Origin of the sequence: Prevotella sp. PTAC (assembly GCF_013166535.1) — a bacterium.
Lineage (GTDB): Bacteria > Bacteroidota > Bacteroidia > Bacteroidales > Bacteroidaceae > Prevotella.
Map to the genome: position 1 here is coordinate 228,885 of NZ_JABKKK010000002.1, position 15,497 is coordinate 244,381.

The following is a 15,497-nucleotide window of genomic DNA, read 5'->3' on the forward strand; positions in this document are numbered from 1 at the left end:
GTATTCATACTTTTGCATCGAAATCAGAAATCAAACGAAATCGAAAAAATAAAAGTATGAAAAAGAAATTTATGATTTGTTGCATGGCAATCATCACAAGTATGGGCATGCACGCACAGGGAAAAACAGTTGAACTACATTGGGATATTCCAAAAACTGACCAACATCGCTTTGAAGTCCCCACGGTAAAGTACGACAAAGACGAAGTTACCATCAGCACAGACACCATTATATATAATGCACATATTATAATAAAAGATGCCACCGGAAACACTATCTATGATAAAAAGAAAATGATAAACCCGGCAGAAACCACATTAAGCATTCCCGAAGAATATCAAAACGACAAATTCACTATCGAGATTTACTATAATGATAAATACGTTTACGGATATTTTGAATAAACAAATTATAATCAATTTAAAAATCAACAAAATGAAAAAGATTTTAATGAGCACTATGCTCGCAGTAGTAATGCTTGCTTCTTGCAGCAATGAAGAATACGTAAATAATGATACCGAGCCATCGGATGAAGTTGCAAGGACATTTAAATATATGTCATTAAATGATCAGTTGGCACTTAATAATTCCCAAACTCGCACTGATAAAGTAAACCCAGATTATTCTGAAAAAAATAACGTTACGATAGTTATATGCAGATGGTCTGAATGGGGAAGAACAAGCAGAAACTGCCGAGGCTTCGGATTATGCAATTTTGAATGGTTCCCTAAAAACACCAAATTAACATACGATAAAAAATATGTTACAACCTATTTGCAACAAGACGAAAATGGGAAAAAATTTGTAGATTTATTCTTATCTGAACCGCTAAAAGATATCAATCCCGAAGAGATACCAAATTTGCATATTGATTGTAATTTGACTGGCACATACGATAAAATTCATGCGGACAAAATCGAATTAGATAGTATAGGAAATCCTGTTTATGCAGGCCATATTGAAAAAATGCCAACCTCACTTACAATGAAAAAAGGTGATTACCAATATAACCCCAGTCTTGGTACAAATGGCGGATATCGTATTTATTTTGAATAATAGCCATATACACCGATAATGTTCATAACACTATATGATGATATTGTGTTATGAACACTATATGACTACTGCATAAAAAAAATAACATGAAGCATTTTTTTATTTTATCAGTATTTCTTGCCATGCTGCCCATGAGCGGAAATGCACAGTGCAACCCCAACGCCACGACGAAATACCTATGCCTCGGCATAGAGCCGAATATAGGAGCGTCGTTCGGCAACAAGGGGATGAGGATGAACAACTATGCCCTCGACCTTTACTTGGGCATACAAGGGCGGCTGAACATCGTGGGAAGCGTGGAGCAGACATACAACTACTACAAGATGGACGACGTGAAAACGTATTTCTCGAACACGGGACTCGCCGGCGGACTGGCATACCAATTCGTAAAAAACGCCAAAAGCCACTGGCAGATGAAAGCCAAAATGGGAAGCACGATAGGGCACGCCGACTGGAAAAATACGTTCTATGACGTATCGGTGAGTTTCGTTCCGCAAATAGGCAAATCGTCGTCGAACGGCTCACTGAGCGTAGGCTACCGCTATGCCCACTCGCGGACAGAAGACATCGGGCACCATAATTTCATCTATTTCGCACTTGGTTTCGGACTATGATTATTTAATATAATCATAAAAAGATATCAATACTAATAAATACAAAAACAAAAAGCATTCATCCATGAACAAATTTATATTGACAGCCCTGCTGATAGCAGCTCCTTTTCTTCTGCACGCAGAAGAAAAGGAAAGATGAAGTGGCCAGATTTGGCTTGTACACCGAATTGAAGTTAGACGAAAGTTTCAGGCAGCATGGCACCGAAGCCGGAGCACTAAACCTGACATTGGGTTTTGAGCCTATAAAAAAGTTGTCTGTGGCGTTCAACTGGAAACCGACACTGACACTGTATAACAATAATGACGTGAAAACCTCTTCTCGTCACCCGATGTCATTGGCGGAAGCATCGGATACAGGGTCTTCCGGCAGAAAAACGGCACGAGATACGTACCCGAAGGGCAGTCGCTCGACATCCGCACTTCCATCAACTCCACACTGGGAGGCAATGATTTGAAATTCACTTCATACGACGTAGGCCTGTACTACTATCAGCGGAAATCCGTTTCCGCCCCTGTCACGGGCATCGGTTTCAGGCACACATCATACCACACACCGGGCATTCAAGACACCTACTGCGTGTTTATAGAATGCGGTTTCAGGTTCTAACCTTATATAATACCGATACCATAAACACCAAGTGAGGCCCCGCAGCCTGCCGCCATAACCAATAAAGATGTTACACTATCTACATGCAGACATGCGGCGGCCTCACTTTCGCCAATCAATCGTAAAACAAACAAATACCCTTAACCACAATGAGAATATCAAATCCCGGAATATTCATGCCGCTATTCTTCACGTTTTTCTTGATAATAATCACGTGGTTCTTCACGCCAGACACGCCGTTATGGCTCTTCACCCGGTTCACGCTGATAGCAAGCATGGCCATATACCTGTCTACCTGCTTCCTGAAATCGGACAACAAGAACCTCGCCCACCTCACGCTCACGGGCGATGCCTTCGTCGCCGGGGGCGTGTTCATGGTTGCGGCATTCGCCGACTCCGAGCATCTGCAATTGTGCATGATACTTATCTGCGTGCCCTTGGCAGACATGATGCGGTATGTTTGCCGTGAAGACCCGCCAAAGAGGTACTACCCCATAGAACACCGGAACACGTGGATAGTGTACACCGAGATTGCGCTCACGGCACTGGCATACACCGTCATCGTGATATGCAATTTCAGATACCCGTCGCTTCTCGACGTAGTGTTTCTCTCGCTGGCGGCCGTGGCTTTCCTCATCGGTTTCTACCTGATGACAAGCGAGGAAGCACTGATGCCCGAAGAGAGGGAAAAATATCTGCCCATGACATTCTTGGCCGTCCCGCTGGCTTTGTGCTCGCCATACATATACCGGAGCGTGGGCAAAGCCTCGTTTGTATATTGCATCGCCTTAGCGTTGGTAATTGTCGTCATTCTCACCCTCGACACGATGCGATTTGCTGCGCGCGACAGATGATTGCAACAGCAAGATACATACTCTCCGCTGCACGGCAGTAACATTTTATACTTTAGATTGTTGCGCTTTCCGCTGTTTATTCGTACTTTTGTAGACAATAAGCCACGACAACTATACAGTTTGACAAGAGATATGGAATACTCACTGTTATAATATCACACCGCATTAACATGGTGAAAACAGTGCCGAGGAATATATAAATGATAACAACAATAAACATAATGGCATGAAGAGACAAGAAAACATGAAGAAAATGATCTTCATACTGCTGTTGGCGGCCATGCTGCCGACGAGCATTATGGCACAGTGCAACCCCAACGCCACGACGAAAAACCTGTGTATCGGCATTGAGCCGAACATAGGAGCGTCGTTCTGCAAACAGGCAAGTCTTCATCGCACGGGTTGCTGAGCGTGGGTTGCCGCTATGCTCACTCTCGGACAGAATACATCGGACACCATAGTTTCATATATCTCGGCCTCGGACTATGAGAAAACCGGCACGGTGGCTTTTGATTATTCAACTGTTTCGTAATGAGTGATATGTAAAAATAAAATCACAATACAATAACTGTATTTTTATACGCCATGAGTAAATATTTATGCAAATATATAAACGGCATACACTTGTTTTTCTTTGTTTTTTGATACTTTTTCAATTGTCTCAAAACAAAATATCCGTTGCTAATATACAAAATTTTAAAGCGGAATGCAAGAGAATTTTAACGGTAAAAATGCATTTTTACCGTTAAACGCTTTCCTCGAAGTCCACATATTCACCATCGCCGTCGGCGAATATCTTACGGTCGGCGGTCGCGGGGTCGCGGTTGTCGATAATGGTTGTACCCGAGGCGGTGGTGTGTGTCCGTGCGCCGGCTGTTCCGCCGTTCATGCCGTTCCATGCCGACGATGACGATCTGCCGCCGGCACGCTGTCGGTCGCCGTTGCGGTTTCCTGCACGGCTGCCTCCGGTGAAATCGCCCGTGGCAGCGCGTGCCGCGTCGCGAAACATGCCGAGACCTTTCGCCACAATACGTACCACCACCATGGCCGCCACGGCAATGATGACGAACACCAACAATAATATGAACAACAGGCCTTGCAACATGGGGTGATAAAGACTTGGTGACTATGCCTTGCGGCGCGATGTGAACACCGACAGGGCCACGTACCACGCTATGACGGCGGCAAAACCGCTCATGCCGAGCAACAGAAGCATCGGCACGCAGGTGACGATGAAGATATACTTGACCTCGTTGCCGCTCCACCCCCACGTCTTGAATTTGAGGGCAAACATGGGTATCTCGGCCACGAGAATCCAACTGCTGACGAACACCATCAGCACAACGGCGGCCACCGCCCACGGCGACGACGAGATGACTTTGCCTCCGCCTACGATGAGCGACGCCCAGAAGAGCGCGTTGGCGGGAGTGGGCAGGCCGATGAAAGAGGTGGTCTGCCGCTCGTCGAGGTTGAACTTGGCAAGGCGCAAGGCCGAGAAAGCGGCCATGACAAAAGCCACGTAGGGAACGAAAGGTGCTATGGCACCGACAGACTGCGGATAGGCCACGGTGTCGAGAAAGGTGAAGATGATTGCCGAGGGAGCCACGCCGAAGGTGACGCAGTCGGCAAGGGAGTCAAGTTCCTTGCCTATTGGCGACGATACACCGAGCAAACGCGCGCTCATTCCATCAAAGAAATCAAACACCGCACCAATTATTATAAAAAGAAACGCCGTCTCGTAACATCCGAGAAAGGCGTTGTATACTGCCACACACCCCGACATGAGGTTGCATGATGTTATCGCGTTGGGTATATGCCGTGTGATACTGTTGGCCATTGTCACTTCATTTTTGCTATTACGGTGAGGTCGCCGGTGGTCTTCTGCCCCATCTTCACGCACACCTCGGTGCCTAACGGCAGGAACACATCCACCCGGGAGCCGAGCTTTATGAAACCGAGATGCTCGTCGATGAAGCACTCTTCGCCCGCCTTGGCGTATGTGACGATGCGGCGCGCCATGGCACCCGCTATCTGCCGGCAGAGCACCTGCTCGCCCTCGGGGGTCTCGATCATCACGTCGGCGCGCTCGTTCTCCTCACTGGCCTTTGGCAGCCAGGCCTTGTGGAAATTACCGTTGCGATGCTTTACAAACTTCACCTTGCCGTCCACGGGGAACCAGTTGGCATGCACATTAAAGAGACTCATGAAGATGGATATCATCAAACGGCGGTCATGGAAATACTCGTTCTCCTCAACTTCCTCTATCACCACTATCGTACCGTCTGCCGGTGCCACAACAGTACGCTCGGTGCTGCCCTCGAAAAAACGTTTCGGGCAGCGATAGAAGTTGAGCACAATCATCCAAACAATACTGAAAACGCACACAAACGCAGCGAACGGCACCTTGCAATCGACATAACGCCACAGCAGAAAAGCCACGGCTATGAGCAAGATAAGACTTACAGTCAGAGTGTTTGTTCCTTCACGATGTATTCTAATCTTTTTCAGTTTCCTAAGTCTTTTATCCATCAGTAAGTTTCAGGTTATATGTATATGCCTTGCAAAGGTACTCTTTTTTTACTTACCCCGCAAACTTTTTACCTTTATTCTTTGGCTGTATCAGGTTTTAAGCGTAACTTTACGCCTCAAAAATCAGGAACAGACAAAGATACCGCATGCAAGATTTCGTACACCTACACGTTCACACCTACTACTCTATCCTTGACGGCCAGGCGAGCATCCCCAAGCTCGTGGACAAGGCCGTGGGCAACGGTATGCGCGGAATGGCAATCACCGACCACGGCAACATGATGGGCATAAAAGAGTTTTTCAACTACTGCAAAGGCGTCAACGGCAAGCGCAAGGACAAGGGCGAGGAACCGTTCAAGCCTATTTTCGGTTGTGAGATGTATGTGGTGCGCAACGGCCGACGGCTTACAGACAAGGACAAGTCTGCGGGAGACTCAGGCGGTAATCACCTTGTGGTGCTGGCGAAAAACGAACGCGGCTATCACAACCTTATTAAACTGGTGTCGAAAGCATGGGTAGAGGGCTTCTACGGACGACCGAGAACGGACCACGTGGAACTGGAAAAGCACAGCGAGGGACTCATCGTCTGCTCGGCATGCATCGCAGGCGAGGTGCCCGCCAAGATTCTTAACGATGACATAAAGGGTGCCGAGGAAGCCATTTTATGGTTCAAGCGGGTATTCGGCGACGACTATTACCTGGAATTGCAACGGCATGAGGTAAAGCGCCCCGATATTAAGGCCAATCGTGAGACGTTTCCTTTACAGCAAAGAGCCAACAAGGTTATAATCGAACTGGCCCACAAGCACGGCGTGAAACTGGTATGCACGAACGACAGCCACTTCGTAGACGAGGAGAACGCCGAGGCACACGACCGTCTGCTTTGCCTGTCTACCGGTAAAGATCTCGATGACCCTACACGCATGCTGTATTCGAAACAGGAATGGTTCAAGACCAGGGAGGAAATGAACGAGGTGTTCTCCGACGTTCCCGAAGCGCTGGCCAACACCTGCGAAATACTCGACAAGGTGGAGACATACTCGATAGACCACGATCCAATCATGCCGTTCTTCCCAATCCCCGAGGAGTTCGGCACGGAAGAAGAATACCGTGCGAGACTCACGGAACAGCAACTGTATGACGAATTCACATCGGACGAGAACGGCCAAAATCCGCTTCCGCCCGAGGAAGGAGCGAAAAAAATAAAGAAACTGGGCGGATACGACCGTCTGTACCGTATCAAGTTCGAGGCCGACTATCTGAGCAAACTGGCCTACGACGGAGCGTACAAGCTCTACGGCACGCCACTGTCTGACGAAGTGAAGGAACGTGTGAACTTCGAACTGCACATAATGAAGACGATGGGATTTCCCGGCTACTTCCTCATCGTGCAGGACTTTATCAACTCCGCCCGCGAGGAGCTGGGGGTGATGGTCGGTCCGGGGCGCGGCTCGGCTGCCGGTTCGGTGGTGGCCTATTGCCTCGGCATCACCAAGATAGACCCCATCAAATATGACCTCCTGTTCGAGCGCTTCCTCAATCCCGACCGAATTTCGCTCCCCGATATAGATACCGACTTCGACGACGACGGCCGCGGTCGTGTGCTCGAATGGGTGGAAGACAAGTACGGGCACGACAAGGTAGCGCATATCATTACCTATGGAACCATGGCAACCAAGAATTCCATCAAGGATGTGGCGCGCGTGGAGAAACTGCCGCTCGAACGAAGCAAACAGCTATGTAACGCTATCCCCGACAAACTGCCCAACGGCCTGAAGATGAACCTGGCCAATGCCATAAGCGTAATCCCCGAACTGAGAGAGGCGGAAGCCAGCGCCAACAAACTCGAAAGCGAGACGATAAGATACGCCAAGATGCTCGAAGGCACAGTGCGAAACACCGGCATACACGCCTGCGGAACGATTATATGCCGCGATGCCATCAGCGACTGGGTGCCGGTGTCTACGGCCGAAGACAAAAGCAATCCCGGCCACAAGTTGCTCTGCACGCAATACGACGGACACGTCATCGAGGAGACCGGCCTCATCAAGATGGACTTCCTCGGCCTCAAAACGTTGTCACAGCTCAAAGAGGCCGTGGAGAACGTCAGACTGAGGCACGGTGTGGAGATAGATCTCGACAACATACCGATAGACGACGAGCTGACATACCGGCTTTACTGCGAAGGCCGCACGATAGGCACGTTCCAGTTCGAGTCCGCCGGCATGCAAAAGTATCTCCGCGAGCTGCAGCCGTCGGTCTTCGAGGACCTGATTGCCATGAACGCGCTCTACCGTCCGGGGCCTATGGACTACATCCCGTCGTTCATCGCGCGCAAAAACGGCCGCGAAGAGATTAAATACGACATCCCCTGCATGGAGAAGTACCTGAAAGACACATACGGGATTACGGTCTATCAGGAGCAGGTCATGCTTCTTTCGCGACAACTCGCCAACTTCACCAGAGGCGAGAGCGACGCCCTTCGCAAGGCGATGGGAAAGAAGAAGAAAGCCATCGTAGATGCCATGAAGCCTAAATTCATAGAAGGCGGCAAGGCAAACGGCCACGATCCGAAAGTACTTGAAAAGATATGGTCCGACTGGGAGAAGTTCGCCTCATACGCATTCAACAAGAGTCACGCCACGTGCTACTCGTGGGTGGCTTACCAGACAGCATATCTCAAAGCGCACTACCCGGCCGAATTCATGGCTGGCATCATGAGCCGAAGTCTCGACAACATAAACGATATCACCAAGTTCATGGACGAATGCCGCGCGATGGGCATCCCGACGCTCGGCCCCGACGTGAACGAGAGCCGCCAGAAGTTCAGCGTAAACAAGAAAGGGGAAATCCGGTTCGGCATCAGCGCCATAAAGGGCGTGGGCGGAACGGCGGCCGACGCCATCATATCGGAACGCGAAACGAACGGCCCTTACAAGAGCATTTTCGACTTCATACAGCGTATCAACCTCAACGCCGTAAACCGGAAATGCGTCGAATCGCTCGTGCTCAGCGGCGGTTTCGACAGCTTCGGCATCAGGCGCGAGGACTTCTTTGCCAAAAATCCGAAAGGCGAGGCATTCATAGATACCTTCGTACGTTACGGACAGACATTCCAAATGGAGATGAACCAGATGCGCAACTCGCTCTTCGGAGGCGACAACGAAGTGGAGATTGCCACCCCGCCGATAATAAGGGGCGAGATGTGGAGCGATATCGAGCGGCTCAACAAGGAACGGGATCTTGTCGGTATATACATATCGGCGCACCCGCTCGACGAGTACAAGATAATACTTGACAATCTTTGCAACACCAAATGCAGCGAGCTATCGGACATTTCACAACTCCAAGACCGGGAAGACATCATCATGGGAGGTATCGTCACGGCTGTCACTTCGAAGTTCACGAAAAACGGAAAGCCATGCGGTTTCGTGACGATAGAAGATTTCGAAGGCTCCGGCGAGCTGGCACTCTTCGGTGAGGAATGGGGACGCTGGAACGGCATGTTCAAGGAAGGATGCACCATTTACATGACAGCGAAGTGCCAGCAACGCTACCGCGACAGCAAATTCTTCGACCTTCGCCTCCAAAACATCGAGTACTTACAGTCCGTGAAAGACAAGGCCATCGACCGGATAACCATCTCACTTCTAACAGACGAGCTGAACGACCAGATCGTTACCGAACTGAACGAGATCATAAACGAGAACCCCGGACAGACCAAACTGTTCTTCCGCCTGCACGATTCGAGCGGCAAGAACCACGTGTTGCTACGCAGCGGCAACCGGACGGTAGACGTAAAGCGAAACCTCATAGCCTATATCGAGCAGAACAAGAACGTGCTCGACTATAAGATTAACTGACGGACGAACGCCGACGGCATTTCAAACATCAGGCAACAAATAAAGCAGATGGTCGTGAACGAAAGCTCACGACCATCTGTTTTTTATTCCATTAAAACTCAAAAAAGCCTTCACACAGACATTATCATCATCTCCTCCGCCTGCCGCTCCACAGGCAAACAGCCGCAAGTATGCCCATGACAAATATAAACAGGAGCGCAAACACACCGGAAGATGTGTATATCCGGCCCGTATGCGCTTCGAGAGCCACGTTCCACAGCGACATTGGCAACGTGGAAAGGCATTCCGGTTGTCCGATCACTGATGTCCCGTTATCATACTCCACTACCGTGGGCACCGGCTCGCCGGTAGCCGAACGCACACATATATCGGCTGAATAGCCGCTCACGGCATGCTTGCCGAATGGAGGCCCCGGCTCGGGCGAAACACTGTCGCCGGTAAACCGGTCGGTAATGCGCCCCGTACTCCTGTCCCAAAGGTACATCCCCGAGAACGAGCCGGCAAGCCAACGGTTGCCTCCCGGCTCACGTTCAAGCACGTTCAAGCCCATCACACTGACAGCGGGAGCTTCGCGCAACGGCTCGGGAACACTCCCGAACTCCTTTAACGAGTAAAAGCCTTCCGACGTGGAGAGCATCCAGTCGCCCGCTACATCATCCCTGCGCAGCATCCGCAACTTGTCCGTCCAAGGATTGCCACTGTCCAACGACGTGAACGGTACGGCCGGAACATCGCACGACAGCAATCCTATCATGACAGGCGGGCGCAGGCTCCACCCGGTGACAACCACCAAAAGCAACAGATACAGGGTCTTGCGGCCGGCATAGTCGTGCACCCGCCGCATCTTTTTCAATGCCGAAGAAATACACGCGCCACCCTTTCCACGCCTCAACACACCGAGCAACAGCCAATAAGCCACACCCGTAATACATAGAACGACAAGCACAACGGCGACCAAATCCATCACCAAACGCCCCGAAAGGCCGAACAATTCGCCGCTGTGAAGCATCCATACCGTGCGAAAGAGGCTCACCGTGCCATCATGACCGGCAGGAGCACGCAATACAACCCGGCGGAACCCGCTGCCGCCCGGGCCGGAAACATAAAGGCACGAGCGTCCCACGACAATCACGCTGTCGCCGGACACCACCATGTTGGAAAGCCGCTCGCCGCCATTCGGCAGGGCCACTTGCGACCATCCGCCACGCTCTCCGCGCATGAAAAGGCCGAAAGGCGACAGCGCATAGAGTGTGCCCGAGGCCGCGCGCGCCATCGAACGGATGTTACGCATATCGGCGCCACACGGCAAGCCGTCGTTAAAGTCGGTCACGCGAACGGCGGAGCATAGCCCCGCCGGCAGGCTGTCCAACGCCACAAAAGGCTCGCCGGACACCAGAAACACCCCGCCGGCACCATAGACAAGCACCCGCCCCGCACTATCGGGCGAGTGCTTGCCACAGTCAAAGCGGCCGTCGCAGACCAATGTGCCGCGAAGCAAACCGTTATTCCAATCTTGAAAGCGATATACGGAGGGCAGCAAGCCGCGGCTCACACTCAATCCGGCAATGGCCCGGCGGTGGTTCAGCAACACGCCCGACACACAAAACACCACGATGAAGAAGCATGCGGCCAGCCCTGTCCATTTATGCAACGTCCTCCTGCTCACGCTTTCCTCTTCTTTACGGCCTCAACCCACATATATAAGGCAAGCGACACGAACGCGATGAGCATGACTATCATCTGCACCGCATACTTATGCGGCTCCACCCATATCTCGTTAAAGAAGTCCATGCGGCCGAGAATCTCCACCGGTGTCCAGAATACTATCACCGTGGCGATGGACATCCGTATGTTGGCACCCCACGAAGCGAGGCGCAACTGGCGGCGGAACATCAGCACGGCACCGGCCAAACAGCCCACGCCGACAAGGAAAGTGACGGGATGGCGGTCGCCGAGGAAGCGGCTGTCGTAGCAGAACATGAGCAGAAGATAGCTCGTCCAGAGAATCATGTTGAGCTCCATGAACGTCACTATGCTCGTGTGCCGGGTCATGGGGCGCGCCGCTATCTCCGTCTTCCGCCCCCGAAACAGCGTCCGTTGCCACCAGTTGATGAAGCCGCAACCGGTTTTAGTGCAGAAGACATACAGCATCATGACCATCATCCACAGGCCGAACGTGGCCGGAAGAATAAGGTACTCGGGCTTGGTGACTATCTCGCCGTCGACAATCTCGGGCTGCGTGCCCCAGCGGTTGGCGTAGTACTGAAAAAGAAACTCCACCCAACCTGTCCAGAAGAGCAGGCCGCCGAAAAGCCCGAGAAGCGTCTGCCGGGTGTCGCCCCGGACGAAAACACCCGCCACCACGACAGCCAGCCCCGCGCCTCCCATGGCGAAAGCCCAGCCGTGCACGGCCGAGGGAGGCATCGTCCGCTCCATCATTATCATCAGTGCGTGTCCGAGAGGCATCATGAACAGCACCAACAGAAAACTCATTACCGTTTTCCACCAGTTATTTTTTCTTTCCATAAAACAAGTTATTGTGCTTCCGCTGTGTATCGCCCGCCGACCGGCACTCCGGCCGACAGCCACGAGACACAAGACGGAGGGTTAAAAAATCCTGTCGATATCCACCGAAAGGCCGACGCTGACGGTGGTTCCCGTTGTCACGGGCGACTTGCAGTAATAATACTCCGGCACGTAGCCTAACAGGTTGTCGACCGTCACCGACAGGCGGCAGGCGTCGAAAAGACGGTGCGAGGCCGTCAGTTTCCAGATGGCGTAGCCCGGATAATGCCGCTCCACGGTCTCCTCGAACGAAGCCAGCGAGTACTCCATGCAGTCAGCCGAAGAGAGCAACCGCCCCGAGAGCGATATGCCCGTGGCCTGCCGTGCGCTCCACCTCCGGTCGTAGTCGAGGCGCACCGTGGCCGCATGCGGACGGGTAGACAAGCCCACCGGCAGTCCGTTCTTCACGCTCTCATGGGTATATACGTAAGACAGATGAGCCGAAATGCCGCAGGGATAGCGTGCCGACACGCTCGCGTCGACTCCCGATATGCGCATGGACGACATGTTGACGTACGACTGTCCGCCGAGAGCCGTGTTCCACGCCGTGCTTATCCTGTTGTCAACGAAGTTGCAGAAGCCCGTGACCGTGATGTTATACCGCCCCCGCGTGTACTCGGCCGAGAGTTGCAGGTTGTCGCTCGTCTCGGGACGGAGGCCGCTGTTGCCGTAGATCATGAATATCCCGGCCATGTCGTAGTCCATGAACATCTCTTTGAGAGACGGCGCGCGGAAACCGTCGGAGTACGAAGCGCGCAGCGACAGGTGCGGGAACCTGTACATCAGGCCGGCCTTCGGCGACACATGGCGCACGGACGCACCCGAGAAATAGTCGAACCGCAGGCCGCCGATGACGCTGAGTCGCTCTGTCAGCGCCCAGTCCATCTGCACGAAAGCGTCGATATTATACTGGCTTCGCGACCCGTTGCCGTCAAACTGGTAGGACATGAGGTAATCGCCGAACCAGTCTCCGCCGACAGAGAGCACCGTGTTTTCGGCAAACGAATGGTTGTACAACGCCCGCACCGCATGCTGGCGGTTGCTGTAATTGCGGTCGTCGCTGCCCGTCTTCACCGTATATTCGCTTTTGTCGTATTGGTCATAGCCGTAGCTCAGCTCGATGTTTCCCGCCGAACCGACCGACAAGTCGGCTCTCAGGCCTCCCGAATAATCCCTGTAACGGTCTTTGACGCTCTTCAACGTGTTGCGCTCACGGAAGAAATAACCGCCCCGGGCGGTGAGCGTCAGCCGCTCAGAGGGTTTAAACACGAGTCGTTCTTTCACGTTCCACGTCGTGTTTCCTATTATTTTGTTGAAGTCGCCGGCCGTGATTTGCCCTGGCTTCAGCAGGTTGATGTCGTCTACCGCCGTGCGCTGCACCGTGGTGACGCTGCTCAGCCCACCACTACGCAGCCCGAGCAGCCCGCCGTAGCGGTATTCGCCGTGCGCCCCGTGGCGGCCGCCGGCATTGGCCGACCAGTCGCGGCGCTGCTTCTTGCTGATGATGTTTATCACCCCTCCGACAGCGGCCGAGCCGTAGAGCGACGATGCCGCCCCTTTCACTATCTCTATGCGCTCGATGCTTTGCAGGTCGATGCGAGAATAGTCGATGTTGTCCATCGTCTCGCCCGCCATGCGCTCGCCGTCGACAAGAAACAGCACGCCGTTGCCGCCGAAGCCCTGCATGTCGAGCGTCGTCTGCTGGTTCATGGCGAAGGTGAACTCCATGCCGGGCAGTTCCTGCTGCAACAGGTCCTTGATGTCGGCGGCGTTGCGCTTCTCTATATCCGCCGCCGTGATGACACGGGTGACTATCGGCACGTCTTTCAGCGTCTTCGGCGTGCGTGTCCCCGTGACCACCACCGTGCCGAGAGCCACCGAGTCGCTCACCCCGGCTGCCGCCGACAAGCCCGCGGCCGGAATTTCCGCTCCTCGGCCGGCCGACACGGGAGCCGAGAGGACAACCGCCGACATGACAAACGCGAAATACCTGCTGCCGGACATTATTTGTTATCGATGAATTTGAACACGAGGTCGAAAGGCATCTTGCCCACTTTCAACGAATATGTGAGCGCGAGTTTTCCACCTGTCACCGTTCCGTTGAGCGCTCCCCTGTATTCCTTTCCATCCACTTCAAGGTCTATCTCGGCCGGGCCGATGGTATATGCGCCATTGCCTGACGAGGCCACACTCACGCCTTTCATCGTGAAGCCGGCTATTACCATATCCGTGCCGCCCATATTATAAGACGCTCCCGGCAGCGTGAGCGTCGCCGTGCCGTCGCTCCCGGCAGCTATTTTCACCGTCGTGGCAAACGGGTCTATCGCAATACCGGGCATTGCGGGCAGGCTCATGTTCATCACTCCGGAGTAGTCTCCCGCCACATTCCCGGCAGCCGACGGAGTGCTGCCGCTTTCTTCATCGTCACCGCAACTTGCCGTTGCCACTGTCATGGCCGCCATCATCACGACCATCATCATCAAATTGAAAATCTTTTTCATTCAGTTTTAATTTTATTGTTTTGTCTTTTGTCTTTTTCCGGGTGCAAAATTAATTCTATTCCATTGACGGTGCAATACTTAAAAATTATGATTTTAACAATAAACGACTTTTATAGTTCAGAGTGTAGAGTGCGGATGAATAATATTTATTATTGATTTATGTATTTAAAGACAAGAGGGTGAACTCTATTTACCGTCCATGCCGGCCTTGTCTGACTACGAGTAATAATATAAAAACGCAAAGGGCGCAAAGACGCAAAGGTACATACCTGCCTTATTTAAATACGAGTAATCATACCTCTGCACCCTGAACCCTAAACTCTGTACTACGGATAATAATACCTCTGCACTACAAAACGCTTCTTCTGAATAATGTTGACAAAACGCGTTCCATAATTCGTTTATTTCAAAATAAAAACCCCGCGGCCGAAAATATCGCCGTATTTTGATATTTTCGCAAGTACTTGTGTTTCAGCGTGATATGCCTGCCACCCCTACTCCACACACAAAACCTACTCCACATACAATCCCGATTTTTCACAACCGGCGTCCCGTTGCGCCGCAACGGGCATTCCGTCATCACCCGACGACCAACCCGACGCACTGCAACCACTATCCAAACACCCTCCAACGACTATCCCGTTGCAAAACAGCGGCAAAACCACCGTTTCTCAAAGAGCGGCCCGCAGCCTTGTGTATCGCAATCCGTATCGCGCTGTTTTTTCTATTTCGACGAAAAATAAAGTGTTAAATTCGTGATATTATGTTTACAACCGCGGCATAAACCGTAGCGAACAACACCCGGTTGAAGCGTATGCCGCAGGCCATCGACCGCTCGATACAAAACAATGACCACTATATATATAATGTCCTTACACTGTCCCGTGCCCCAATCCCGCCGCATCCGC

Annotated in this window: 14 protein-coding genes; 7 read left to right on the forward strand and 7 right to left on the reverse strand. The window is 52.0% G+C overall.

Annotation, left to right across the window (positions count from 1 at the left end; translation table 11 throughout):
- Positions 1–56: 56 nt before the first annotated feature.
- From HPS53_RS02650 to HPS53_RS02680, 6 genes are all read left to right on the forward strand, one after another.
- Entirely contained in the window at positions 57–404 is a 348-nt protein-coding gene (locus tag HPS53_RS02650; protein ID WP_172204172.1) for a DUF3244 domain-containing protein, read from the forward strand.
- A 31-nt stretch (positions 405–435) separates the two neighbouring features.
- Positions 436–1,056, forward strand: a complete 621-nt coding sequence (locus HPS53_RS02655) for a hypothetical protein (protein WP_172204174.1) — start codon at positions 436–438, stop codon at positions 1,054–1,056.
- An 86-nt stretch (positions 1,057–1,142) separates the two neighbouring features.
- Complete coding sequence (locus HPS53_RS02660) at positions 1,143–1,670, forward strand: hypothetical protein (protein ID WP_172204175.1); 528 nt, start codon at positions 1,143–1,145, stop codon at positions 1,668–1,670.
- Positions 1,671–1,837: 167 nt separating this feature from the next.
- Entirely contained in the window at positions 1,838–2,125 is a 288-nt protein-coding gene (locus HPS53_RS02665) for a hypothetical protein (protein WP_216651866.1), read from the forward strand.
- Between the two features lie 301 nt (positions 2,126–2,426).
- The gene (locus tag HPS53_RS02675) at positions 2,427–3,131 is read left to right on the forward strand and encodes a hypothetical protein (protein ID WP_172204178.1); all 705 of its coding nucleotides are present in this window, start codon (positions 2,427–2,429) and stop codon (positions 3,129–3,131) included.
- A 226-nt stretch (positions 3,132–3,357) separates the two neighbouring features.
- The gene (locus HPS53_RS02680; RefSeq protein ID WP_172204180.1) at positions 3,358–3,540 is read left to right on the forward strand and encodes a hypothetical protein; all 183 of its coding nucleotides are present in this window, start codon (positions 3,358–3,360) and stop codon (positions 3,538–3,540) included.
- A 336-nt stretch (positions 3,541–3,876) separates the two neighbouring features.
- Here HPS53_RS02680 and HPS53_RS02685 read toward each other — a convergent pair whose 3' ends face one another.
- Genes HPS53_RS02685 through HPS53_RS02695 form a run of 3 tightly spaced genes read right to left on the reverse strand, consistent with a single transcriptional unit; the run spans position 3,877 to position 5,660 of the window.
- Positions 3,877–4,221 carry a DUF4834 family protein gene (locus tag HPS53_RS02685; RefSeq protein ID WP_172204182.1) on the reverse strand — a complete coding sequence of 115 codons (345 nt, stop codon included), beginning with the start codon at positions 4,219–4,221 and terminating at the stop codon, positions 3,877–3,879.
- 36 nt (positions 4,222–4,257) lie between these two features.
- Positions 4,258–4,968, reverse strand: a complete 711-nt coding sequence (gene pssA, locus HPS53_RS02690; RefSeq protein ID WP_172204184.1) for a CDP-diacylglycerol--serine O-phosphatidyltransferase — start codon at positions 4,966–4,968, stop codon at positions 4,258–4,260.
- 2 nt (positions 4,969–4,970) lie between these two features.
- Positions 4,971–5,660, reverse strand: a complete 690-nt coding sequence (locus tag HPS53_RS02695) for a phosphatidylserine decarboxylase family protein (RefSeq protein ID WP_104369521.1) — start codon at positions 5,658–5,660, stop codon at positions 4,971–4,973.
- Between the two features lie 146 nt (positions 5,661–5,806).
- Here HPS53_RS02695 and dnaE point away from each other — a divergent pair, with 146 nt between their 5' ends.
- Positions 5,807–9,523 (forward strand): DNA polymerase III subunit alpha, encoded by a 3,717-nt coding sequence (gene dnaE / locus HPS53_RS02700; RefSeq protein WP_172204186.1) that lies wholly within the window; start codon positions 5,807–5,809, stop codon positions 9,521–9,523.
- A 127-nt stretch (positions 9,524–9,650) separates the two neighbouring features.
- Here the strand turns inward: dnaE and HPS53_RS02705 are convergent, their stop codons facing one another.
- The 4 genes from HPS53_RS02705 to HPS53_RS02720 all read right to left on the reverse strand — a co-directional run bounded on the left by HPS53_RS02705 (position 9,651) and on the right by HPS53_RS02720 (position 14,589).
- Positions 9,651–11,189, reverse strand: coding sequence for a PepSY domain-containing protein (locus tag HPS53_RS02705; RefSeq protein WP_172204188.1), 1,539 nt, complete (start codon positions 11,187–11,189; stop codon positions 9,651–9,653).
- A complete protein-coding gene (locus HPS53_RS02710; RefSeq protein ID WP_172204190.1) occupies positions 11,186–12,049 on the reverse strand; it encodes a hypothetical protein in 864 nt (287 codons plus the stop codon). The genes HPS53_RS02705 and HPS53_RS02710 overlap by 4 nt, the downstream gene beginning before the upstream one ends.
- Before the next feature lie 81 nt (positions 12,050–12,130).
- Positions 12,131–14,092: a TonB-dependent siderophore receptor gene (locus HPS53_RS02715; RefSeq protein WP_172204192.1), complete on the reverse strand. Its 1,962-nt coding sequence runs from the start codon at positions 14,090–14,092 to the stop codon at positions 12,131–12,133.
- Positions 14,092–14,589: a calycin-like domain-containing protein gene (locus tag HPS53_RS02720; protein ID WP_172204194.1), complete on the reverse strand. Its 498-nt coding sequence runs from the start codon at positions 14,587–14,589 to the stop codon at positions 14,092–14,094. Before HPS53_RS02720 ends, HPS53_RS02715 begins: the two co-directional genes overlap by 1 nt.
- Positions 14,590–15,497: the final 908 nt, after the last annotated feature.